Genomic DNA, 24,752 nt, shown 5'->3' with positions numbered 1-24,752 from the left:
ATTTCGGTTTGTAAATCAAACGTTAAGAGCCCCGTTCTCCATATATTCTTTTGGTCGTAAAAACCTCTTTTCGGGATTATCTCTACTCTTTGAACAAGAAACAAGAAAATTATGGCTACATCGGACAATTCATTTGGCGGGGAACTTTTGGAGAGTATTTTCAAGACCTCCAAGAAGACAATTCAGGAGTATGTCCGCGAAATCGAGCGCAACAACCGTTACCGTTCATGCCGCCAGGATACCGGTTCGGGATACATCCTCGATGACCGTGCCGGGCTCATTGACCTGTATGAAGCCTGCCTGCAGCAGGACGCTCATATACGTTCGGTGGTCGAGACACTGGAAAGCCAGATTCTCGGTGACAGGTATATGCTGGCCCGTGTAAACGAGAAAGGGAAATATATCAAGGACGTGGCGAATTCCCTGAAGATACAGGGCTCGCAGTTCGACAAGATAATCAAGGGTATCGTGGAATCCAAACTGTACGGGTACACCCTGCTTGAAATCATGCCGCATACTGACCCCAGAACAGGCAGGCTGGCGGAAGTCAACATCATCGAACGGCGCAATGTGTTGCCGGACCAGAAAACGGTACTGAAGCGGCAGGGACTGTGGGAGCCGCATTGGGATTTGCATGACCCGGCATATTACCGTTGTTATGTACTGGTAAACTCCGGTGACTTGGGACTTTTTTCCGCCACGACCCCTTTGATACTGGCCAAGAAATTCACGGTGGCCAACTATGTGAACTTTTCCCACACCTATGGACAGCCGATTATTCACGGCAAGACGGTAAGCGAGAGCAATGCCGACCGCAAGAGGCTGGCTAACGAGATAGCCAACGCGGCACAGAACAAGGTGGTGGTTACCGGCATTGAGGACGAGGTCGATATCAAGACATTCACCATGTCCAACTCGGAAAAGATATATACCGGGCTTATCGAGTTTGTGAACAAGGAAGTTGCCAACCTCGTACTCGGCTCAGAATCGATGGCCGGAGGGATGCAGTCGTACGTGGGTTCCACGAAAGCTCACCAGGACATCTTCCGTGACCGTATCGAAGTCTACCGTCGGTATATCGAAAACGTCATGAACGAGGAGATAATACCCCGTCTGGTGGCTATCGGGTATATCCCCGGAGGATTGGAGTTCCGGTATTCGAACCGGATAGAGATGAGCAACGAGGACCGCATCAGACTCTATTCGCTTATCACGGACAAGTACGAGGTGGCGGCCGATGAGATCGAGAAGGAGTTCGGTATCAATGTGGGCAGGCAGCTCAATGTCATCCCGGGATTAGGTTTTGGGGGTGAAGGCGGCTCATCCGGTATCAGCCACAACGACCGGGGCATCATGTCGGACGAGGAGTATTTCCGGCGTTACGGACGCCCCCGGGGGACGAAGGTCGGAAATTTTCTGCGGGGAGCGGAATAGAAGCCTGCCTTCCGCTCCCGGACAACGCTCCGTTCAGGGCTGTCAGGGCATCTGCAACCACGGAATCCGATACAGGAAAGGAGTATCGTGTCATTTTCGATGCATTCCGCAGGCTGATCCTCTATTGGGAGAACAGTGCGGAACGTCTCGACATTATAGAGGACATCATCACCCTGCGTGCCTCTTTCCTCATAGACCGTGCGCTGACAGGTCTGCGAATCGACATGGACCGCGCATTGGAGATACTGAGAAATCACAACTCCTTTACAACAGAGAGGGAACGGCAGCAGCGTGACATCCTGATTGCAGCCATAGACAACCTGGTGGATTTTGCTGCGGCAGAGGAGTATGCCATGCTCGGGGAACTGCCCGATACGGCGGATGAACAGGACATGGAGGCATACGAAAAGATATGCCGCAGGTACAATCTCGTCCATGCGGAGGAAGAGAACAGCCAGGTATTCTTCGCGGCCTCGATGGCCGCATGGTGGATGGCGGTGAATATGGACAGCGTCCTGACCTACATGACACAAGGTGACGAACGGGTACGTGCCTGGCATCTTTCATTGGAAGGGCTTTCCTTCCGCAAGTCGGAGTTTCCTCCGGAGCTGATACCGCCGATCGAATGGGGATGCCGCTGCTTTCTGGTCACGGAAGGGTTCGCCGCTGTCCGGGCGGCTTTGCCGGATAAGGGAGGCTATCTGGAAAAGGTGGATCCGGTCTTCCGGGAGAGCCTGGCTACAGGCGGGCGTATCTTTTCCGATGCACACCGCTATTTCTCCGTCCCGCTTCCGGGTTACATGAATGATATTGTGAAACGCATTAAAGGGAAATTCGCCTATGCCCAAGATAACGCTTGATGAGTTCTGCAGCCACTGGGTAAGCAGGACCAGTACGCGCGTCATGGCCAGCCGGCTGGAGTTCAATGTATTCGATTTCGCAACGGCTGCCGGTGACTATACCAGGCAGCAGTTCGTGTCCTCATTCGCTTCGGGGGGATTCAACGGCGGCAAATGGGCACCTCGTACCTCCAAATGGGGAAAGAGGTTCACCCATCCGGCCATGAACGATACGGGGACTCTGGCCCGGAGCATACAGTCGGAAGCCGGCCGGACAGATATAGTGGGACGGCGTTCGGACCGTACGCGCATCTTCCGGAAAGGCGCCAGGTATTGCATGTGGACTACGGAAAAGAGCTTTCCCGTCAAGGGCAAGCGGGGACGCAGTAAGGAGCGTTACGGGCATTATGCCGCCATACACAATACCGATCCGAAGTTCGGGTTGTACACGGTAAACCAGTATTCCACGCGCCGTCCCGTACACCGGCAGTTCATCGGATTTTCACCGAAGACGGACGACTATATCGCCGCCCATTTTATAGATATGATTTTTAAAGGATTTCCACACCAGCCGTTATGATAAAAGACAAACACCCCGCACCACAGTCCGCACAACCGTCAACACCGGCGGAGAGCCTGCCTGAAGAAGTTTCCGCAAACCCTTTCGTGGAGATATACCGGGCCGTTAAGCGGGCTGTCCTGACCCTGCGGGAGAATCCGGACGACCCGTTGTCGCCGCCCCTGTTCAAAACCGTCGCCATCGACAACGGCCAGTTCGCCCGCATCGTCCGTGGCGACAACACGGAGTATGAAATCGCGTTCCCTGCCGTGTTCATCCACTTTATCAACGTGAGGTACCTGGTACAGCAGCAGCGTATCGGAGAAGGACGCGCCACCATGCGTGTGCGGTTTGTCCTGAATACACTCAACAATGCGGATGAAGACAAAGAGTGCGAGGCGTTTCTGGTCTTCCAGCGGCTCAATGTAGCCATACAGGATGCCAAGAACCATGAACCGGCGCTGAGCGAGCGGTGCAACCTGACCTACTTTGACATGCCGCTCTCCACCAATATGTTGCAGGCGTACTGGATAGACTACGAGGTATGGTTCAGGGAGTCCTCCGCATGGAAATACAGGGACTGGGTAAAAAGATATGTGGTCATGCCCCCGTTCACCCAGCACAGCGATGCACCGCAGCATGACAGCGGCGGGCACGGTTTCCATCCACGTCCGGAACATGACGAGGTATCCGGTTTTTCGGATACCGGACCGGAAAAATGAAATTCATATAGAGCATTTTCCCGCCCCTTGACCTTGAGACAAACAGTGCAATTAGTCTGCAATTCAAACAATTCGTTTATTGGGGAAGTAACCACTCTGTAGCTGGAATGACATTTATGGTGTAGCCATCCTCTTCAATTGTTTCATGCTCTTCAAAGGTTATAAGTGTTAGATTATTACACTTTAATTTCTTGGCAGCGTTCTTCAATCCTCTTATCTCTCTATTGCGTGTCTTTTCAGTGGAAATATCATACGATACCTGTATCAACTCCCGTACATTGCCGTCTTTCGCTATGACAAAATCAACCTGCGAGGATTCCTCCTTGTAATAAAACACATCGCAGAACAGAGGCTTATAGCGACGCAACAATTCAATACATACAACATTCTCCAGTTTCCAGCCAAGATTCTCCAATGAGAAGTTTTCTTCACGTTCTGTAACGAATGCCGTATCCACAACATATACTTTCTCGTTTCTCACACGCTCTTTGCTCTTGTATGAGAACCGGTTGATACCTATCAATAAAAATGCCTCCTTGAGGTATGAATAATAGTTCTCCGCCGTATGGTTTGATACTCCGAACAGTTCACCGACTGTCTTGGCAACAAACTCCTGACAGTAATTGTCGGCAAGATAGGCGGCGATTCTTCGCAGAGCCTCCACATTGCGGACCTTGAAGCGTTTTGCTATATCGTTTTTGATAATGGCATCCAATAATCCGTTTATATAGCCTCTTCTGTTGCTCTCGTTGAACAGTTCAGGGAATCCGCCTTGCTGAAGGTATTCGTGCAGGGCACTTTTACGAAAGCCTTTCGCTTTGGTTGACAGAGAGGTCATATCAATCCTCTTCATCTCGCTGTACTCCGAGAATGAGAACGGATAGAGTTCCACCTTATTGTTTCTTCCGGTCAGGTGTGTGCTCAATTCCTTACTGAGTAATTTAGAGTTAGAACCCGTAATAAACAGGTGCATCTTCTGGCGAAGCAATCTGTTGACAAACAACGGCCAGCCTTCTATATTCTGTATCTCATCAAGGAACAGATATTTGAAGTCACCGTATGTCATATATAATGCTTCGAGCAAACGGTCCAAGTCGTCTGCCTTCATATCCTTCATCCGGTCATCATCAAAATTCACATAAGCAAATTCGATCCCCTTTCGTTTAAGGAACATTTCGCATAGGGTGGATTTGCCACATCTTCTGACTCCTATTACCACCTGAGCCCGATTGCTCTTCGGATCAAGTTGTGATTCTTCAGGACGCGGGCACAGTTCCGAGTAATCATTCGCCAGCAACTCCTCACGCTGGTCTGCTACTATTGACAGTAGTGTATGTGTATTCATAATTCATTTTTATTATACTGCAAAAATAACTCTATTTCCATAAATACGAAATTTTTCCAAATATTATTTCCATAAATATGGGTATTATCGCATTTTTACTTCCATAAATAGTGGTGCAAAACCTTTTCTTTTCCCACCGCCTACTCTTGTTCAAATAACCCTTGCATATGGATATGAACACACTTCAATATGTCGTCGGAGAGGCGAAAGAAGGCCAGCCGGCTGTCATCCGTTTCTTCGGACGTGTGACGGAAGAGACGACCTCACGTTTCAATGACGAGTTCGACTTCCTGGAAAATATCGTCCGTCCCTCCTGTATCCGCGTGTTGATCAATTCGGAGGGCGGCAGTGTCCTTTACGGCATGTCCACCTATTCCACCATCGCCAATGCCACGGTGGATACGGAGTGTATCATCGAAGGGGTCGCTGCATCGATGGCCTCCATCATCTGGGCGGCAGGCAAGCGTTCTCTCATGCGTGATTATGCCATACTGATGATCCATAACCCGATGTTGCCGGACGATGACGGCGGGGAACCGTCGGACATGGTATTGGCTTTTACCAAACAGATCGAGACGATTTACCGGAAACGGTTCGGCCTGAAAGCGGAGCATGTACGGACCATCATGGACGGACAGGCCGGCAAGGACGGAACCTATTTCGACGCACAGGCTGCCGTCAAGGCCGGTATCATCCCTGCGGAGCATGTCATCCATACTTCGAAGCAGCTCTGCCGTAAAGTGCATGACCAGATAGAAGGATTGACCGATACGACCGCCATCCAGGAGTTGATGAGCCGTGTCAGCGCGGGAAATAAACCTTTCAACGGCATTGGACCTACTCTTACAGAAACGGAAAACGATATGGAAAACGAAAACAAGACACAGAGCATTGAGTACGGGGCGATTGCCGCCTCTCTGGGAATGAAGGACGGGGAGGTCAAGGACGTGATGGCACGTATCTCCGAACTGGCCGCGATAGAGCCCAAATACAGAGAAATACAGAAATCACTGAGCGACGCGCAGACCGTCATCGCCGGCAAGGATGCCGCCATCCGGAACTTGCAGAAAGACCTGGACACAGCGACGGCGCGCCTCTCCGCCTACGAGCAGAAAGAGAAGGACGAGCTGGCCTCCCGCATCGAGACACTGGTGGAGAACGCCATTGCCGAAGGCAAGATTGACCGTGAGGCGAAAACGCAGTGGGTGGAGATGGCCGGTTCCAACTTCGAGTTGGCGGAAAGCACGCTGGCTTCCATTCCCGCACGGGAGAAAATCTCGAAGGAAATCGCCGATGACCCTGCCAACATCCAGGCCACGGCGGAAGCGACAAAGACCGCCGAACAGCTGATGGCCGAGAAGGTGGCGGAAGTGGTCGGCGCGGATTTCAAGTTCCGAAAGCTCTGACAGGCCACCCGCGGGCAGACGCCCGATTTTAACTGACATGCCGGAGACCGCAGTGTCTCGCGCGGAAACAGCAGGTATCCGCCAGTCGGCCGAGTTTCATTCTTCAACGGAAAACTTAAAACGACAATGGCTGATACAGTAAACTTTCTTCAAAACGGGTATAGCGGCGAAGTGCTTGAGGACTTGCTGACCTATACCGTGCAGGGCAATGATACGGTCCGGGAGGGACTGATCCATATCAAGACGGGCATCCAGCACCGCTACACGCTTCCTGCCATCAAGCTGGGCAACATCATTCAGGACAATATGCCAACCCCGCAGCCCATCCACGGGGCCAAGGGCAGTGACGGCACGAACGAGTACCAGCTCACCGAACGTCACCTCGAACCGTCCGATTTTATGGTCTATCTCGAGTTTAACCCGAGGGACTACGAAAAATACTGGCGTTTCGCGCAACCGGAAGGCAATCTCGTGTTCCGAGAACTCGATCCGAAAATCCAGGCGACGATGCTCCGTCTCCTTATGGACAAGAAAAACGAGTATATCGGAAATGCCATCTGGACCTCCGCACGCGGAGGCGAGACGGCGGCCAAGATTACCGCACCGGAAGGCTGCACGAAAATCGGGGCCAACAAGGAGAAGTATTTTGACGGGGTCATCAAGCGCATCCTTGACAATGTGAACTCCACCGATGCCGAAGTGGTTGCCGGAGGGCAGTGTATCGTTTCGGGAACGACCGAGCTGACGGACGGGGCGGCGGTGGAAGCGGCACTCTATGCGATGTGGAAGAAATGTCCGAAGCAGATACGAAAGAAGACATCCTTGTCCTTTGTGGTCGGATGGGACGCTTGGGACGCGTATGACCAGTATATCTCGGACAAGCAGGTCAAGTACTCCGAGAACACCGAGGTCAACCGCTATCGCTTCAAGGGCAAGCGCGTCATCCCGATCGTGGGAATCCCCGAACACACGATGGTGCTCGGCGAGTTCTCCACCGGCATGGACTCCAACCTGTGGATGGGAGTGGATTACGCGAACGATACGGACATCCTGAAAATCGACCGTCTGCAGGCCAACTCCGAGCTGTTCTTTTTTCAGATGCGCATGAAAATGGACGTGAACATCGTCCGTCCGGCGGAGATCGTGGTGCATACCGCCTACAAGAAGAGCGAATAACACACCTTTCTTCATTCACAATATCCACCCGGGGAGCGGAGGCAAGGCCCCGTTCCCCATTTTCATTCTACTGTTATGGCAAAGAAAATCAACACGGAGGAGACTCCGCAGACAGACAACAATAACATTCCTGCACCGGAGACCCGGACGGTGGACGTTCCGGAATCGGTATCGGAAAACCACGGGACAGGCGGCGAGGCTGAAGACAGGCAGCCGGTCAAGACCGGGAAGAAAGAGGATACAGAGACGGAGGAGACGACGGAACCTCACATCCTGGCCCTGCTGAAAAAGTTCCCGGCATATCCGTCGCTGTACATCGACACGCACGGGGGAACCTATGCGCCGGACACGGCCGCCGCCATCAGGGGCAAGGCCATCCTCTACAGGAATCCTTTCTACAACGAACTTAAAAAGAAATCATAATGGCACTCGGTAATGTATTTATCAAGGATGTGGACGGCAATATCCCTTACGACACCGGCTCGTCGGGCGAGAAGGTGACGGGACTGCTGTTCGACGTGTCCCTCCAACCGACGCTTTTCACGGAGGGGTACGGTAAAACCAATGAGACCAAGCTCAAGTCCGGCGATGTCTGCTACATCACCTCGTTCAAGTCCGCCGTGAACGATTTCGGCATTATCGAACGTGTGGAGGCAACCGACGAGGAAGAGATGAATGTCAATTTCCTGCATGGCATTCCGGCATACCATATCCGTGAATTTTTCCGCATGTCCGGCAATCCGGGCGGTTCGGGGAAACTCTACGTGATGTTCGCGGACTGTTCGGCAAACTGGAATGCGCTGGAAATCATGCAGTGTGCAGCCGGGGGCATGATCAACCAGATAGGCATATGGACGGAGCAGCCGCTGTGGAAGGCTAACGGAGTATCGGGGCAGTACAGCCTCAATCTGGTAAAGGGACTTAATGATGTGGCCGTGGGGCTTGCGGAACAGAATCAGCCGCTCTCGCTCATCCTTTCCGCCAATCCTTCCAATACGGGGGCGGATACGACCGAGGGACGTCAGATTGACCTGAATAAAATACCTTCATGTATCTGTGAATCAAGCCGTGTCAGCTGTATATTCGGCCAGGCGCATCACGAAAGGATCTCCACGATGCAGATGTGCAACAGGAACCATACGCCCGTGGGATTTCTGGGAGCGGTTATGGGAGCCATAGCAAAGGCCAACGTGCATGAATCCATCGCGTGGGTCAAGCAGTTCAATCTCTTCGCGGACGATTTCCAGGAAATAGAACTGGGGTTCGGGGATATCAACCTCGACGAGGCGGAAGAGAACTTCCTCAGTCTGAACCGGTACGAGTCGCTCTCCCCGTCACTGCTGGACGAACTCGACGACAAGGGGTATATTTTTCCCATCAAGTATGCCGGCCGCGAGAACGGGATCTACATCTCGAAAGACCAGACATGCTCACATGGGGATTTCCGTACCATTGCACGGAACCGCACTATCAACAAGAGCCGCCGAGCCGTGCGCGCTGCACTGTTGCCGTATGTAAATTCCCCGCTGATGGTCAATCCTTCAACCGGGTTTCTCGCCCCGTCGAAGATTACGGCATTCAAAACACTCATTGGGGATATACTGGCCAAGATGCAGGCGGCGCAGGAGATTTCAGGCTATGCCGTGACCATCGATCCTAACCAGAACGTGTTGGTGGACGATACGCTGCGCATCTCCTATGTCCTTGTCCCGGTGGGCGTGGCCGTGAAGATTTATGTCGAGGAAGGACTGTCATTAACCGCTAACAAATCATAGCATATGGCAATAATCAACAATGTAGCATACTCGTGGTCGATGATAACCCTGTCATCGACCGCCCTGGGAATCGATGAGGGTTCCACGACTCTTGAAGGCGTGTCGGCCATCAAATGGTCGAAGAAGCGCAAGGTCGAAAGTAATTACGGCATGGGTGGCCGGCCGGTGTCGAGGGGCTTCGGGAACATTACCTATACGGCGAGCATCACGATGGACTATGCCACGCAGCAGCTGTTGCGTTCGGTGTACGGTTCGCTGCTCGAAATCGGAGAGTTCGACCTGATCATCAGCTTTGCCAACCCGATGGCCGGCGAGGACTGGACGACGACGACCGTAACGCTCAAAGGTTGCATCTTCACGGAGGATTGTCTCGAGTCACAGCAGGATGATACCAATATCACCCATGAATTCGACCTCAACCCGTTCGATATCCAAATCGGCTCGGGGGATACAATCTAAGCTGTCATGGATGTAACTTTCGAGGGGAAATCTTCTACCGGAAAGAACGAATGGCTCACGCCTCCCTGCCTGCTTCGGAGGCTGGGTCCGTTCGATCTGGATCCGTGTTCACCCGTAAACCGCCCATGGGATACGGCGCGACATCACTATACCATTGAGGACGACGGGCTGCAACAGCCCTGGTTCGGACGAGTCTTCTGCAATCCTCCCTATGATACTGCACTGATTGTCCGGTTTATCCGCAGGTGTGTCGAACACAGGAATGCCGTCGCGCTCACTTTTGCCCGCACGGACACACGCCTGTTCCACGAACTGATATTCCCAAACGCCGATTCAATACTCTTTATCAAGGGACGACTCAGTTTTTACCATGTCACTGGGGAACAGGGAGGTACGGCCGGGGCGCCGTCATGCCTGATAGCCTTCAACAAAGAAAATACCGCAGTTCTGGAAACATGCGGTATCGACGGGAAGTTGGTGAAGCCGTAATACTCACCATATGAAAATTCTTGCGGTTAAAATCATGTAATTTTCAATAAAAGCAGTAAATATCGCACCAATACTATTTTGTTCAGCATAAAGCACCTTGCTAGACGCTCTCTCAAATCGCACTTGTGCGATTCTCTTATTGTTTTATATACAAGTATATCATATGGGCTTTTAAGTCCTTGATAAATAAATGTTAATTGATTTGCACATCTATATTTGTATAAGATTTTGCAAGTTTACCAATACTCGATGGTTCGTTTCTCTGTATATTCTTCTGGAGCAGTATATTCATCGCCGATATAGTTCCCATTGTCATCATACTTATCATATTCGGTGGTGTAGCTTACCTTCCGCTCTATCCAATTCTTATGTTTGTCGAACTTGGTATAAGTGTAGCGATAAGTGGTGTTGCCTTCTTCCGGGTGCTCCTGTATCATCGTGACCGGATATTTGCTGTCACCTTCATAGCTATATTTCCAAGTGACGTATGCCATGTGCGAAGTAAACTGATGACTGATGATACGATTGCGTTTATCAAACATATAGGTCTGGTCAAGTTCCGTGTTGGTATCAGCATCCGGACAAATATCCGTCCGCATACCATCTTTTGATTCGATGTTCACCACATAATCTCCCCATCCTTCCACTTTGTAGGAAGTAGCTGTGACATATTGATAGGCCGCTTCGTCTCCGAACTTGTTCTGCATGGCAATCAGATTGCCCGCCTGGTCAAATTTGAGTGATTCCTCATTGCCGTTTACCGACTTGACTTTACCGGACAACCCATAAATATCCGTTCCTTTGTAGCGTAAACTACCCATTAGGGCTGGCTGACCGTTTTCTTTTGCAGCTTTCATGGAAGCAATCGTTCCATCATCCCAGTAATCAATGCTGCGGACAACTGTCAGGCTGGGAGTCTCACCCGCTTTGACAGCAGAGGAACGATCCTGATTCGATGTAAATCCGTCTCTGAAAGCCTTATAGTAGGTACGCAATGCGGGTATCTCATCGATGTTAGCCGGAAATGTAACGGTAGCCTGTGTCCAGTTTCCTTTCTCATCATATACATAATCGTAGGAGACGGTAAACGTCATGTCATCCACCCGCCAGCTGTTGCCTTTACTTTTATATACACCTCCGCTATATGTCCAAGTAGCCAAGTCTCCGTGTGAGTTATACGCAAAGCTGCTGGTACAAGTCAGTGTTTCAGTCCCCCCGTCAAATTCAACGGGAATCTTCTCTACGGCTTGTGTACACAGATGGCCTGTATAGGCATAGGTTGTCACCGATTGTCCTGTCTTGTAACTGTCGATGTCTTTCAAGAACATGTTCGTGGTCTTCGGTGTTTCAAAAGACTTCAAGTGAGCGAGCGAGTCAAACTGCATCTCATGAAGCGTCACGCCCGATTCATTGACCGTGCCATTCTTTTTTTCGGGCAGGATGGATTGCAATACCCCATTACCGTGATAGGCATACAGAAAAGTGGTTGTGTCATAATGTCCCCGCCCGTTCTTGTCGCGACGTATCAACCGACCTGCACTGTCGTATGTGAAGCCGTCATCTTTTTTCCGGCGTTTGTAACGTCCGTCATCTACCGATTTGATTTGGGTCAGGTTGGAATTGCCGTTATATTCATACGAAATGACATCAAATCCGGTTGCACCCACATTGAAAGAAGTGCGCCGCTGTTCGGACAAACGGCCGTTAGGCAAGAACTCGTATTGCGAGGTGCTTGTCACACCCCATGCTGCATTGTGGTATTCGTAGGTGACCAGCTTCGGATAGTTGCGTAATCCCATCTTTGCCCAATCCGTAGGATAGTTTACGAAATAAGGCATCAGATGTTCCGCATCCATATCCACTCTTACCGGATCAAAATATACCTGAAGCGGTGTATAAGGCTGGTTGCTTTCTTCACTGCCACAGCTTGCTGCTCCTATCGACAGCAAGCAAGAAAGACCGACAGCTTGTATGGTCTGTAATGCTTTCATGCTCATTTTATGGCTTATATAATTCTGTTTCATGTTTTTCTTCACAAGGGATTTGCTTACTCACGGAGTAATGAATATTCCATACGGGATAAGTTCCTGTTTTATCTTTGCAACACGAGTGGAGATAACAGTTTCCGTGTATCGGACTTTCCGCTCCCAGCAATCCAGAAATATATTCACTTCCCTTTCCGGACAGAACGATTCTGCCTTCATTGATTACCCGATGGAACGAACAGCCTCCGAAACTGCCGATTATACCTCCTACGCAGGAATATTCAGATGTCAGGTCATTCTTGATTTCGATGTTACCTGCATTGTACAGATCCAATGGATAGATACGTTCGTAGTTATGTGGTTGCAGATTGCCGCATACTCCTCCGATATTAAATGCAGCAGATGTATTCTGGGTGTCTAAACGGATGTTTCCCCAATTATGGAGATGTCCTATGTCTGTTTCATTGGTCCAGAACTGTCCGAAAACACCACCGATGCAGTTGTGTTCAGGTTGGGCATCGGCCTTCCACAGCACGGTCAAATTGCCTTTATTCTCAACGCAAACATCCCCCTTAATAAAGACCTTACCATAATTGGTAACCATCCCGATGACTCCACCTATATCGGCATTACTACAAGGATTGACAGTGATATTGCCTTCGTTAACCACCTTGCCACGTAAAGACACTTCCACTTCGGAGCCGTAACTATTCAGATGTCCGATAAGTCCACCTAACCAAAGTGTACAGATGCCCTTATTGTCAGCAAATGAGATGTTAACCTTGCTGGTGCAATTCTCGATACATCCATTCTTGAACTCTCCCGCCAGTGAACCGACAGACAGGATATAACTGTCTTCTCTTTTTTGAGCGTCAATGGTCATGTCACCTGCCAATGTCAGGTCTTTGACCACCGTTCCTTTCTCACCACCCATTTCATCAAACAGACCGGCACTAAACGAACCCTGAGAATTCTCTTCAATGACCACCCGTATTCCATCGAAAGTAATGGTATGTCCGTTGCCGTCGAACTCCCTAACCGGGAATTTAATAGGTGTCCATTCACCGCTGATTTCGATGTCCTTCACCAGTTTAATCCGCACTTCATCCGCCGGAACCTCCTTGCCTGCATCGGTGAGTAGCGTTTGCGCTTCCATGTTTTTATCCTTGATTTCGAACGTTTCGTTCAGGAAACGCAGTTCACTCTCTTTCCCGATTTCAAATACCTGTTCCGCCTCGTTGAAATGCAAGGCGGTGACTTTCTCTTCACACGATGTCAGCCAAAAAGGCAGGCAAGCGACAAGGTAAACCATTCTTTTCATGATGCTGTTCTTTTTACATATCTGCTGCATAATTCTCGCCCTCCATGATAAACATTCCCGACTCTTTCCAGTAATACACCACATAAGGCTCTACTTTCGACATTTCATTGATGTCCTGCGTGGGCATTCCACTAAAATAGGTAAAGACCAGTGCGTTACCCTCTATTTTCCCGGCATACGACTCCACGCTTGACATAGGAATGCTTTCACCTTGTGGAGGATACATGGCCGTTTTGACCATAAAAACTTGTTCTCCTTTCTTTTCCAGTGTGAAAGATATTAAGCCGTTGGCATAACTTTTTGTAAAGGCTGATTCTGGGATGGTATTATCTTTCAAGTAAAAAGCATACTCCGGAGAAATATATCCGATACGTTTGTCTTGGGCAGAAAGCTCTACCTTAAACCATCCCTTTTCTTTCCCCAAGAATCTGAAGCTTTGTCCACGGTTGGCTTTCATTAAAGGACTACCCGATACAGGGGTGGAACGGACATTGATTTTATCTCCTCCACTGATGAATACGTAGTTACATTTATCTTTCTGCTTAAACACTACCGGCTCTGAACCGGGTGGCAAGAAGGACAGTTCCTTCGTGGTGGGATTGTACTTGAACTCCGCTTTTTGTTTTCCCATACTGCTTTCTACGGCAACCGAAGCCTCTGTATTATCAATGTGATAGACGTCTACAATACTATAGGCAAGCCCATAGCCTCCTTCAAACACATTGTAAGCACCGTAACTGCCATCTGTCGGTGTGTTGTACAGGTCTATTTCCAACTGAATCTGGCTGTTGCCTTCCCAATATTCCCATTTGCCCACAAAGGGTTTTGTGTCATCTGCTTGTATAGACGCGTGTACACTCAAGAAGCCACAAACAAGGCTTATCAAACTTAGGCATATCAATTTTTTCATTATGCTGTTGCTTTATATGGTTAAAATTAAAGACTAAAAGTGACATATACGGCAGACTGTACCCGTACAGGCTGTCCGTCTTTGATTCCGGGTGTCCATTCCTTCAAGGACTTGACCACTCTTATGGCTTCGGTATTGAGATTGGCATGAACCTTTTTCACAGCCGTAACATCAGATACCGAACCGTCTTTCTCCACTATAAAGGAAACAAGCACGTCGCCCTGAATCTTCTGCTGTTTGCAGATCATGGGATAACGTATGCTTCGGGCAATATCCGCCAGCAATGCTTGGTTTCCACCGGGGTATTCCGGCTCCTTATCCACCTCGCTGCCTTTGTACACCTTATTGGGGCTTACCTTGGATTGTGCCGGTTCTCGTCTATCTTCCTTCGGAGTGGTTGGCATACCAAATCTTCTTTCGGGAGTATCTTTGTCTGTTTCTTTTTGCTCTTCCAGTTCCTGTTGTAATGTTCTCTGCAACACTTCACTGGAGATAAGAAAACCGTTGAACTTAGAAGGAGCGTACCCGGAGAATGCCGATACCACTTCGAAACTGAATGTTTTTCCCTCCTCGATACGTGGGAAATAATAAGTACCCGCTGTTTTTATCCGATTACCCGGCATCAGGTAGAACAGGTCTATGGGCAAACTGCGGCTTGTCTTCTGTGCCACTCCCTTTATCTGAAATTTATAGCCGCCATTGGCGCGTCCCGTACAAGTAACGCTGGTAACATGCCAATAACGATCCACTCCGGCATCGCATTTGAACGGCACATTTACCGGATAACTCTTGGGAGGAATGGAAAAACTTGTTTGCGCAAAAGTCGCATGACTCATGAAGAATACCCCTAAGACAATCAGGCATAGTAAAATAGATAATCGCTTCATACGTATATCGTTTTATAGTTTTTAGATTCATCAGAGTTTAAACGTGATAGGCAGAGTGTATTCCACACTTACCGGTTTGCCATCCTGTGTACCGGGAATCCAACGAGGCATGGACTTCACTACGCGGACAGCTTCCTTATCCAGATAAGGATCTACAGACTTGGTAACACGGATATTTGAGATAGAGCCATCGCTCTTGACTGTAAATTTCATCAGCACTTTGCCTTGTATTTTCTGTTCCTTGCAAACTGTCGGATACTTTAGATTCTTTGATAAAAATTGTACCAATGCGGTGATACCACCGGGAAATTCCGGAGCCACCTCTCTCTTGTTCTGGGAAACTTCTGCCATCGAAGGCAAATCATTGATAGTTCTTGCCTCATTTGCAGCCTGTGTATCCAAACAATTGCCAATCAGCAGTGCGGATAGTAAACTGCTCAAAATAATTTGTTTTTTCATACAGTTTTATTGTTTAATTATCAATATGTTACATTATTCATTTATTTGCGATAAAATCCGGAACTGTCGCGTCCCCATTTGCCGCCAAATTGGTCGGTGTAATCACACTCGCTATAGGGAGAATCTTGTGTAAGATGATATAATGTTCCAGAATCAGTAAAACTTGCTGTTTTCAAACCGCTTGAACTGCTTGATGATGAACCGCTCCAAGGCTCCGTCGCTCCCTTATGCAAGTCTTTAAAACCGAGAATACCCATAATAAGACCTATCCCGTTGCCTATACTGAATCCCCATTGGGCCATATCCCACATGGTACCAGAGTCTATCCAACCCAGCCAATCAAGAATAAAACCTACCGCCAATCCAATCGCTCCAACAATCAAACCTACAACCAGCATCAATGCGAAGAATTGTAACACAATCTTGATAATGTAGATGGCTATGCCTAAAAACAGTATCCACTTTATCGCTGTGAACCAAGCCGATTCTCCTTCGGAATCAAACAACCAAGAGGTTAAGTCCCATGACTCTTCTTTGGTGGAAGTACCCGCTTCGTCTGTTTCTGTTACGGCTTCCAGATACGATGCGCTGACATAACCCTGCCAGCCATTATAATTGATATTAGCCCATCCGTTTTCTATAGATACAACATCAATCACGTTATCCTTAGACAATTGCCCTAATAGTTTTCCGTTTTTATTGGCTGAAGCCCGTACATTAAGACCGTTGGGAGCGGTCACTCGATAATGATCTGCAAAAGATTGCGTACATAGGGAAAAATTAAGGATTAGAAACAAGACCCATTTAATAATGTTTCTGCTAACGAACATATTCTTCAGCATACAAATACTTTGCTGGCTATATCTGTTCATCATAAATTAAGACTCTTGCAGTCCCGTAGAGTCTGCTTGATTAAACCACGAAGCGTGGAACTGCAAATGCCACGTTCTAAGTCGGAGGTCGTAGGAATAACCTTTATTCAGAGTATGGTAATAGCAGCCCACGCTATAGCGTGAGAAACCAATTACGCTTTTCCCTCTGAATAGTCTTGAATTTCCTACGTTCCCGACTTCGAGATAAGCATAACGCTTCTTTCTTTTCTAATATGTCTTGGAAAGAGTTTCCTCAATCCGGCACAAAGGTAGTGAAATTTCATGAAAAAAGACCTTATATACCGTGATTTTCTTAAAGTTAGAGATGGGGTAATAGAAAGGGGGGACTGAACACTTGGAAACAGTTTCAGAACATTGGAAAAAGAACATATGGAACAATAGAATCTCATTTTTTACATCATTTATTATAACTGATTTGTTATCATTGAATTATGTCTCTATCTTTGTAAACGCAATTTTTGCTTTCCCGAAAAAACAAAAATATAGAAACATATATTTTTTTAGTCATATTAAAACATATAGTTGTTTATGAAGAAAATCGTATTGGCCTGTGTCCTCGTTTTTTCAGCCTGCTGCATGACTATATTTGCACAAGAGGACAAAAAGGAAAAGGAAAAAGTGAAGGTAGAATGTTGTTGCGAAGACTGTACCTGCCGCGAGTGTAAATGCGATACGAACTGCTCGGAATGCAGAGGTTGCCGCAAGAATGAAGAATGCAAGAACTGCAAGGATTGTGATCATGAAGGTCGTTGCTGCGATTATGACCGTCATCACAAGAAACACAGAAGAGGCGGATGTTGCGGAAGATGTTGAACAATCACTGTCCGGATTATAAAAGGTGTGTGTGGACACACCTTTTTTGTTTATAAATGAACAATCATCTATAAAACCAGAAAAGGAGTAGCTCCTTTCCGCTTGCCCCCACCTGAAACCTTTACCAGGGCCATTTGCATCCCAATAAGAAGTTCTCATTAAAATACTGTTGTTCATTCCACAGTATAATTTACCACCTCAAAAACATCACCTGCAGGAGCTAGCCCAACCCTTTCAACGAGGGGACATGAAATCCGATAAAAATAGGGATAAATTAGAAATAAGCCACTTATGAGCCTTTTCCAAAGGGTGAATAATGACTTGGCAACAATCGCAATTTCTGCGATGTGCGGTGTATTTCTGTCAGACAACTCTTATTCTGATGCAAATGCACACAAATAAAGCGGATGATAAGAAAAATATAGCATTTTTCTTTCGTCCGCCTTACATTTAATCAATGATTTCAAAACGTACCAGCATGGAATAGTTTTTCTTGATGGTACGGAAGTTGTCGAATGAGGCTGCATCGGATGACAGGACGTTGCTTTGTACAAACGGAGAGGCTTTACCACTACCTTTTTCCACAATGCGTATGACATCACCTAACCTTTTATCCAATGCCTCCACCAAATAGGTCGCTTTCCTTTGAGCGGCTTTCAATGCTTCAATCTTTCCCTTTTGGTGATAGGCAAGCATGTCTTTGTTCTCCAATTCACCGATGCGCATGGTGTGGATGCCTTTCGTGTCGATGCGCTTGACGATTTCATTTATCTGATTAAAGTTGGTCAAGGTAATGTCGAATTTCTTAGAAACTAAAAAGTCTTGCCCTTGTTGCCGCCAATAGTCACCGATTTCTTGTGTGCGAATGGCATTTTGTGGAATACCGGCCTTATCAAGAGCTTCTCTTAATCCTTGCTCTATCTCTGATAAAGGTACTTTGGTACGGTATTCTTCGGGCTTCGATTTCCCGTCAAATTCTTCTTCGAAGTATTCACGGATTTCAATCAGATAATGGATTTTGTCAGGTACAATCTCGATTTCTGATGTACCCGTCACTTCAATGTACCGCTCATTGGTTTGCGCTTGTAACGAGAGTGTTACCAGCATCAACATTGATAATAATAGTGTTTTCTTTTTCATCTTTACTGTTATTTGTTACGTTTGCTAAATAAAATCCCCACTATTTGCCCGATTAATGCGATCAACGTATATCCTAACGCATAGAATATTCCTACTTCAAACGGCCATTGGTAAAAGATGAGTCCTGACGGAATAAATAGAACGGGCACAGATAGAATCCACCAAAAGGATGTGTGTTTGAGACCATAGATAACCGAACATCCGAAGCATATGGCAGGAAACACGCCTAATAAGAAAAACATGGCGGAACCCGTGTCGCTGATTAATATTGGAGACAAATAAAACAACAACCCCAAAAGGACTAAGTAGGAGCAGAAGCTGGTTTGCTTCAACTGTTTTAATTTAATTTTTGTTCCATCACGCATCACAATAAAATTTACTTTGATTCCACTCTGCCACTTCCATTTTTTTCAAATGACTTGACTGGCACAATATCAGCATCATAAATATTAAAATCTGCCGTAAGTGTCATTTCCTTATTATTCGCATGGAATGTCTTGGTTAAACGATATTTACCTTTGGGCAAATGATAGTACTCTCCAACGGGAAAGCGGAAACAATACAACAGCATTCCTCGATGTTGTACAAATAAATCATCTTCCCATGCAATATAAGAAACTTTTAACTCCGGACAAGCCCATTCTTTCCCATTCCAAATATAATTATTCCAACGTCGTCCGAAGTTGATTGGAATGTCTGTCGGATTCGATACAAACACATTTATCACTTGTACGTCTTCCCAATATTCCTTGCGCTCCGTCCACATACGGATTTCTCCATCTTTGTCCGCTTCGGACAGTTCCTCCGTGTACCAAAGCTGGCATTGGGGAATTTCATAAGTCATCGTATCTCTATCCTGTTTACTACTATCTTCGGTAATGGCGATTCCCGTAGGGCTATCCGCGCCACCGATAATCGTATTCTGCTGCTTCTGTTTGTTGGTGCAACCCACAATAGAGGTACAGAGCGCAGTGATTAAAATTATAGCTTTTGATTTCATAGCGAGATTATTTTACTTCAAACTCCGTATCCATGTATATTTCCAGTTGCAACCCTATTTTGTACTTGCCGGGAGATAACTTCCCTGCACTGTATCGCTTCTTCTCATTAGGGTTGGTAATGCGATTGACATCCCACGATACCGGGATGGAAAACAGCATGGCTTCTCCCGCTTCCAAGCGGGCACAGCTTTTCATGTAATTAGCTTCACCACTCCATCCTGAACGGGCTAACGGATGTACCATATACCGGTCATCAGTATCTACGCTTGGAAAGAACACCGGTTGTACGGACAGGTTGGTATGGTTCTCGAATAGAATACGGATGGAATCATTGTCCGATTCCAGTACACGAAAACCAAAGGCCCCTTGCATTTCCGTTCCTTGTACCGGCTGAATCTTTGTGTCTGTCAGGTCGCAATACGTATAGATGTTGGAGAACACGTAGAAGTGGATCTGGTATTTGTCCGGCTTCAACGGATACTTAAACTCGGACATATGAATGTATTCGGGTAACGTATCGCCTTTGGACAAATCTCTGCCCACACCAGCAAAGGCAAGATTGTCGATGAATGGAAACGTTTCCCACTTCCCGTCTTTCCAATGTTTCATCCAGTGATACTCCGGCTCGGCAGCAGGAGCATCTACATTGATTACATCCAACGTAATCCGTTTGGTCGAGGGCGAGTAAACGGGTTGTTGGGTACGAATTTTGTAAGCGTCTGGATGCGTAACAGTCACATTGGGAAGCCGCCGGATATGTACACGGCTTTCATACTTTTCTATTTCCGACAGTGAAAGAGGGAAATCAATGTCCTGTGCTTTCAGTTTCGGCGACCAAACGGACAAAAGGACGAATAAATAAAACAAGTTCTTCATACATTCGCTTATTTAAGTATTTTACCATTCTTATCTATATAATACCAGTCAGAGCTATTCCAATAGTGTTTTTCACCATTAGAACCGGGAACATCCTTGCTTTCTCCGGAAAATGTAACCTTGGCTTTGCCGTTTTCGAATGGAAAAGCAAATTTGAATTGAGGTTTGATTACTATGTTGCCTAATGTATCCGCAAACCCTATCAGTCCTTTATCATCTGTTATACGGAAAAGCCCTTCTCTGACATAATCTGCTCCGTTGTCATATTTGAACGCATAGAATAATTCTTTTCCTTGATTGTCGATACAAACAATCCGTGCGTTTTGTCTGTTCTCATACACGAAACCGATATTCCGTATCGTGTCCGTTTGACAGAACCTGTATTTGCCATACGGAACAATAGTATCTCCTCGTTCGTTCAAGTAACATACGGGAACACCAACTTCAAGAAAATTTTCAGTTGTATGGGCAATCAAGTTTCTACTCCCCTTAAAATGTATAGGTATATTTAATGTGAATTCTTGATATTCTCCCTTACCACGAAAATTGATGGCAGGCGTCCAGCGAGGCATTTTTCTGATAATATCCAATACTTGATTATCCCAATCCTCTATACCACAACTTTGCAGGACTTTTGCCGTATATACTTCTCCATACGAATTAATCTGTATCGAATAAACTCCTCTCACTCGTTGCTTATCGCCTAATAGTGTTGAGTTGTATACTAACCGTTGGATGATATAGTCTTGTGCGGAGATACCTGTTTGTATGACATCAGGAATTTCATTTTGGAAGCGAGCAACAGTTTCCCATTCTACGAAACTTTGTTTCAATTCTTCTTCCGCAATGCTATCCGCTTTCAACCTGTCCCTGTAGTGTTGAGGTAAGAAAGGTACATACACCGTATAGAAACATTCCATCCGCTTGCCGTCCTTATCCCTGCATGGTAAGCAATGCGGCAATTCCCTTGTCAGTCGGATAACTTCTTTGTCGAATTTTTTATGTATGGTGGTCAGTATATTAATGCTGCGCGATAGCCCTAATGTATCGATAGAGAACATGACTACAGAATATCCGGCTTGGTTCTTCTTCAATAGCTCTTCGGGATAAACCATTTGGGAAGTGTAATATTTCTCCAAATCGTAATCCCATTTCGCCCATCGGGGAGGCTCTATGGTTGACAAGTCTTTGATTGGCTTTCCGGATATTGAGGCAACGCCCTTGTTCCAGATGTCCTCTTTGCGCCAGATACTGTCCAGCCGATTTTCATTCTCACGCATCTTGGCAGGCGAATTAACGATATTGATGTATTTCACCGCCCCGACACCTATTGTCATCCTTTCCGGCAAGTAAAGGATAACCAGCGTACTGTCTGTGAGTTCAAGTATTTTATATTGTTTACGGTCATACGTTTTGATGGTATCACCGCATATCCCGTAGGAGGTTTCAAGCGTGTCTGTTTTCCCCTTGTACAAGAATGTAGACCTCCAAACATGGTCGCGAAACTCCATTTCCGTGACATATTGTTTCTCGTCCGGCAATTGTGCCCGCCAGATTTTGTTTTCCAATAAGACAAGCGTGTCTCCCTGAACGGTGTTTTCTTGTGCTTGGACAACACAGACGGTCGCAAGTAAAAGTATGAAGGCGAAGAATCTTTTCATGACACGATACATTTATGATATGACAAAAATAGCGAAAAGGAATAACCTAATCAATTATTAGACTATCCCTTTCCCGTTAGGTTTAAGCAAATTAACTCTTATTATCGAAGACTTTTTCTGCTTCGAGGCGATATGACACTTTTCCGTATGGACAAAAACAGTCTGTCAAACTGCTCCCCGAAGCATTCGCCAATCAGTCGCCCGTTGATAGCAAGCGTTCTCCCGTCACTATCGGCACAACCGTTGCACGGATGTGCGGTGTGTGCTCGTCCATGTGCAACACTGCCGATATGGTGTTCTCCTTGCCGAACGTGCGGTGCAGCCGCTGAAGGTTGTCTTCGTACCATTCATTTAGTCTGCCCTCGTCCTGCATTTTAATCATGTCCTCGTACGTTCCTGATAGCACGATGCGGATTGCCCGCACTTGGTCGGGCGGGTAATGGTTTGGAAGTGCATCATTTGCTGCACCGCCTAAATCCGTTTTCCGCCCTTAAACCATTTTGTGCCAATCGAAACCAAACTCTCTGACCGTCAGTGAGAATACCCAAATTCTATTTATTTTGCGTTTTATCCTATTATTTTATCTTAAAAAGAAAGACTGTTGTTTTTTTATTTTGAGCATTTGTTCATTACCTTTGCGGGCAGAAACAATATATATAATGTCACCACGTCCAAAAAACATCCGCAAAGTTAATGACATGCCCGTTGCCGCAGGATTCAAGCCCATAGGTCTGAACGGTTGTTGTAAGAATACCATATTCTTGCATTTTGAAGAGTATGAGGCGATACGGTTATGCGATTATGAAATGAAAACCCAGCAGGAAGCGTCTGTTTCAATGGGGGTATCACGTCCGACACTAAGTCGGATATATGTCAGCGCAAGGCAAAAGATTGCCAGGGCATTGGTTTGTGGTGTTACCATAATGATAGAAGGCGGAGCAGCGTACACAGACAGTGAATGGTTCCGTTGCGGAGCATGCGGTTTTTTATTCAATAATATCAATCCCGCGCTTAAAATCCGCAAGATGGAATGTCCGGTATGCCACTCCGACGACTTAAGCATAAGTAATATTAACATTAATAAAAATGAGATCATGATGAAAATTGCTATTCCGACCAGAGACAATGTAGTCGATAACCATTTCGGTCATTGTGAGTATTACACAATCCTGACAGTAGGACAAGACAATCAAATTTCAAGCAGCGAGACTATTCCCTCTCCGCAAGGATGCGGATGTAAATCCAATATCGCAGGAGAATTGGAAAACATGGGAGTCAGCGTTATGCTGGCAGGAAATATGGGGCAAGGTGCCTTGAATGTACTTACATCCCATCATATCAAAGTCATAAGAGGCTGTTCGGGTAATATTCTGGAAGTTGCCGCTGATTATTTAAGCGGGAAACTTACAGACTCGGGAGTGGGTTGTTCATCCCATGAACATCACCATGAATGTCATGGACATAGTCATAAAGAATGATGTCCGGAAAGAATAGGATGCCCATCATTCTCTTTTCATTGAAGGCTATCAGGTCTCTCCGGAACTGATAGAAAAGATACGTTCCGGGAACTGGAAACCGGAAGATGATGACAAGGAATATAAGAATGCATGGGTGGCCTATGGATATTATCAGACGTTTCCCTGATCAGATAAGGTCAACAATCGGAATAAGAACACCCGGTAATTTTTTATTTACCGGGTGTTTTTTGTTTTATCCATTTAATACTCGAACTTCATATTAGATGCTCATTTTTCATCACTACTGGAAATAATGCAAATATAGATGCATTGTATTGCTCTTCAATAATTTAGTATATATTGTTCCGTACTATCTCTGTGTAAAAGGAAGTTCCGTATACAACGCCGGGGAACTTCGATGAAAAATTACGGTTACAAGTGAATAAGAACCGTGTCTTCAACCTTTCCGCAGTTCTTCGTCCTACTCTTTCGATGAATCAAAACAAATTCGATATGGACGAAAAAATGCTTTCACTGGAACAGGAGACCAAGATCAAGGAAAAAGCCCTCAAACTGAAAGAGGAGAAAAAACTCCGCAAGATTTGTCCGATGGTCGTTTTCGGAGACACCGCAAACGGCGAGAAAGAGATTTATGTGGCCTACATGTCCGAACCGAGCTTTCCGCAGTTCAGCAAATTCATGGCCGCTTCCAAAAAGGACGAGGTAATCGCCATGCGCACGCTGGCCCGCGACTGCTTCGTGGACGGCGACAAGGAACTCGTGGACGATGAGTCACTCTTCCTGTTCGGCCTGATGGGACAGCTTTCCGAGCTGATCACCACCCGCCAAAGTGTCCTGGTAAACTTATAAGCCGGTGGGTAGTGACCGACGAGCAGCGCATCCGCCAGCGGATGATCTATGTCCGCCACTACTTTCCCGGCGTCAACCTTGACACGATTTCCGACGAGGAGTTCGCGATGCTTTCCGAAGAGGCGTTGTGGCTGCACGAGCAGATGCTCATCAGCCGTATGCCCGTTCCGATGTCATTGCCGGAGAGGACTCCCTGACCTGCCGCCGTAAGCCTCCGGTTTGCGGCGGCCTTCGTTTCATAATCTCCGCCCTTGCGGAAAGACTATTCTTTTAAC

Annotated in this window: 25 protein-coding genes and 1 pseudogene; 13 read left to right on the top strand and 13 right to left on the bottom strand. The window is 46.9% G+C overall.

The features are described 5' to 3' along the window. Positions 1–111: 111 nt before the first annotated feature. The 4 genes from D8S85_RS04235 to D8S85_RS04220 all read left to right on the top strand — a co-directional run bounded on the left by D8S85_RS04235 (position 112) and on the right by D8S85_RS04220 (position 3,554). Complete coding sequence (locus D8S85_RS04235) at positions 112–1,434, top strand: phage portal protein family protein (RefSeq protein WP_127074858.1); 1,323 nt, start codon at positions 112–114, stop codon at positions 1,432–1,434. A 224-nt stretch (positions 1,435–1,658) separates the two neighbouring features. Beyond that, on the top strand, positions 1,659–2,294 hold the full coding sequence (locus D8S85_RS04230) for a phage minor head protein (protein ID WP_127074857.1): 636 nt from the start codon (positions 1,659–1,661) through the stop codon (positions 2,292–2,294). Then, entirely contained in the window at positions 2,275–2,853 is a 579-nt protein-coding gene (locus D8S85_RS04225) for a hypothetical protein (RefSeq protein ID WP_127074856.1), read from the top strand. Before D8S85_RS04230 ends, D8S85_RS04225 begins: the two co-directional genes overlap by 20 nt. Then, positions 2,850–3,554, top strand: coding sequence for a hypothetical protein (locus tag D8S85_RS04220; protein ID WP_127074855.1), 705 nt, complete (start codon positions 2,850–2,852; stop codon positions 3,552–3,554). Before D8S85_RS04225 ends, D8S85_RS04220 begins: the two co-directional genes overlap by 4 nt. Positions 3,555–3,630: 76 nt before the next feature. On the opposite strand, the gene D8S85_RS04215 is transcribed toward D8S85_RS04220, so the two are convergent. Further along, positions 3,631–4,899: an ATP-binding protein gene (locus tag D8S85_RS04215; protein ID WP_127074854.1), complete on the bottom strand. Its 1,269-nt coding sequence runs from the start codon at positions 4,897–4,899 to the stop codon at positions 3,631–3,633. A gap of 167 nt (positions 4,900–5,066) precedes the next feature. On the opposite strand from D8S85_RS04215, the gene D8S85_RS04210 reads away from it, so the two are divergent. The 6 genes from D8S85_RS04210 (at position 5,067) to D8S85_RS04185 (ending at position 10,204) form a co-directional block, all read left to right on the top strand. Beyond that, positions 5,067–6,305 (top strand): Clp protease ClpP, encoded by a 1,239-nt coding sequence (locus tag D8S85_RS04210; protein WP_127074853.1) that lies wholly within the window; start codon positions 5,067–5,069, stop codon positions 6,303–6,305. A 126-nt stretch (positions 6,306–6,431) separates the two neighbouring features. Further along, entirely contained in the window at positions 6,432–7,481 is a 1,050-nt protein-coding gene (locus D8S85_RS04205) for a hypothetical protein (RefSeq protein WP_127074852.1), read from the top strand. Between the two features lie 75 nt (positions 7,482–7,556). Beyond that, on the top strand, positions 7,557–7,904 hold the full coding sequence (locus D8S85_RS04200) for a hypothetical protein (protein ID WP_004322763.1): 348 nt from the start codon (positions 7,557–7,559) through the stop codon (positions 7,902–7,904). Then, positions 7,904–9,256, top strand: coding sequence for a DUF2586 family protein (locus D8S85_RS04195; RefSeq protein ID WP_127074851.1), 1,353 nt, complete (start codon positions 7,904–7,906; stop codon positions 9,254–9,256). Before D8S85_RS04200 ends, D8S85_RS04195 begins: the two co-directional genes overlap by 1 nt. Positions 9,257–9,259: 3 nt before the next feature. Then, entirely contained in the window at positions 9,260–9,715 is a 456-nt protein-coding gene (locus tag D8S85_RS04190; RefSeq protein ID WP_004293603.1) for a hypothetical protein, read from the top strand. A 6-nt stretch (positions 9,716–9,721) separates the two neighbouring features. After that, positions 9,722–10,204 carry a DNA N-6-adenine-methyltransferase gene (locus D8S85_RS04185; RefSeq protein WP_127074850.1) on the top strand — a complete coding sequence of 161 codons (483 nt, stop codon included), beginning with the start codon at positions 9,722–9,724 and terminating at the stop codon, positions 10,202–10,204. Between the two features lie 236 nt (positions 10,205–10,440). On the opposite strand, the gene D8S85_RS04180 is transcribed toward D8S85_RS04185, so the two are convergent. The 12 genes and pseudogenes from D8S85_RS04180 to D8S85_RS04120 all read right to left on the bottom strand — a co-directional run. Then, positions 10,441–12,195, bottom strand: a complete 1,755-nt coding sequence (locus tag D8S85_RS04180) for a hypothetical protein (RefSeq protein WP_127075715.1) — start codon at positions 12,193–12,195, stop codon at positions 10,441–10,443. Between the two features lie 7 nt (positions 12,196–12,202). Then, positions 12,203–13,510, bottom strand: coding sequence for a hypothetical protein (locus tag D8S85_RS04175; RefSeq protein ID WP_127074849.1), 1,308 nt, complete (start codon positions 13,508–13,510; stop codon positions 12,203–12,205). A 13-nt stretch (positions 13,511–13,523) separates the two neighbouring features. Beyond that, a complete protein-coding gene (locus D8S85_RS04170) occupies positions 13,524–14,420 on the bottom strand; it encodes an SH3 domain-containing protein (protein WP_127074848.1) in 897 nt (298 codons plus the stop codon). Between the two features lie 26 nt (positions 14,421–14,446). Continuing rightward, a complete protein-coding gene (locus D8S85_RS04165; protein ID WP_127074847.1) occupies positions 14,447–15,307 on the bottom strand; it encodes an energy transducer TonB in 861 nt (286 codons plus the stop codon). 30 nt (positions 15,308–15,337) lie between these two features. Continuing rightward, on the bottom strand, positions 15,338–15,766 hold the full coding sequence (locus tag D8S85_RS04160) for an energy transducer TonB (RefSeq protein ID WP_127074846.1): 429 nt from the start codon (positions 15,764–15,766) through the stop codon (positions 15,338–15,340). Between the two features lie 41 nt (positions 15,767–15,807). Then, entirely contained in the window at positions 15,808–16,641 is an 834-nt protein-coding gene (locus D8S85_RS04155) for an SH3 domain-containing protein (protein WP_127074845.1), read from the bottom strand. A gap of 582 nt (positions 16,642–17,223) precedes the next feature. Next, positions 17,224–17,649 (bottom strand): hypothetical protein, encoded by a 426-nt coding sequence (locus tag D8S85_RS21435; RefSeq protein ID WP_004322796.1) that lies wholly within the window; start codon positions 17,647–17,649, stop codon positions 17,224–17,226. A 273-nt stretch (positions 17,650–17,922) separates the two neighbouring features. After that, the gene (locus D8S85_RS04150; protein WP_127074844.1) at positions 17,923–18,612 is read right to left on the bottom strand and encodes an SIMPL domain-containing protein; all 690 of its coding nucleotides are present in this window, start codon (positions 18,610–18,612) and stop codon (positions 17,923–17,925) included. Positions 18,613–18,988: 376 nt separating this feature from the next. Next, positions 18,989–19,612 carry an immunoglobulin-like domain-containing protein gene (locus tag D8S85_RS04140; RefSeq protein ID WP_127074843.1) on the bottom strand — a complete coding sequence of 208 codons (624 nt, stop codon included), beginning with the start codon at positions 19,610–19,612 and terminating at the stop codon, positions 18,989–18,991. A 7-nt stretch (positions 19,613–19,619) separates the two neighbouring features. After that, a complete protein-coding gene (locus D8S85_RS04135; protein ID WP_127074842.1) occupies positions 19,620–20,489 on the bottom strand; it encodes an immunoglobulin-like domain-containing protein in 870 nt (289 codons plus the stop codon). Positions 20,490–20,497: 8 nt separating this feature from the next. Continuing rightward, complete coding sequence (locus tag D8S85_RS04130) at positions 20,498–22,150, bottom strand: WG repeat-containing protein (RefSeq protein ID WP_127074841.1); 1,653 nt, start codon at positions 22,148–22,150, stop codon at positions 20,498–20,500. A gap of 214 nt (positions 22,151–22,364) precedes the next feature. Continuing rightward, a pseudogene (locus D8S85_RS04120) lies at positions 22,365–22,583 on the bottom strand (plasmid recombination protein); the annotation flags it as partial. Positions 22,584–22,809: 226 nt separating this feature from the next. On the opposite strand from D8S85_RS04120, the gene D8S85_RS04115 reads away from it, so the two are divergent. The 3 genes from D8S85_RS04115 (at position 22,810) to D8S85_RS04105 (ending at position 24,674) form a co-directional block, all read left to right on the top strand. Then, the gene (locus D8S85_RS04115) at positions 22,810–23,628 is read left to right on the top strand and encodes a DUF134 domain-containing protein (RefSeq protein WP_127074840.1); all 819 of its coding nucleotides are present in this window, start codon (positions 22,810–22,812) and stop codon (positions 23,626–23,628) included. 492 nt (positions 23,629–24,120) lie between these two features. Then, entirely contained in the window at positions 24,121–24,477 is a 357-nt protein-coding gene (locus D8S85_RS04110; protein ID WP_004322807.1) for a hypothetical protein, read from the top strand. Between the two features lie 11 nt (positions 24,478–24,488). Then, positions 24,489–24,674, top strand: coding sequence for a hypothetical protein (locus tag D8S85_RS04105; RefSeq protein ID WP_004293597.1), 186 nt, complete (start codon positions 24,489–24,491; stop codon positions 24,672–24,674). Positions 24,675–24,752: the final 78 nt, after the last annotated feature.

The organism is Butyricimonas faecalis, assembly GCF_003991565.1.
Classification (GTDB): domain Bacteria; phylum Bacteroidota; class Bacteroidia; order Bacteroidales; family Marinifilaceae; genus Butyricimonas; species Butyricimonas faecalis.
This window is presented reverse-complemented; position numbering and strand designations above follow the sequence as displayed.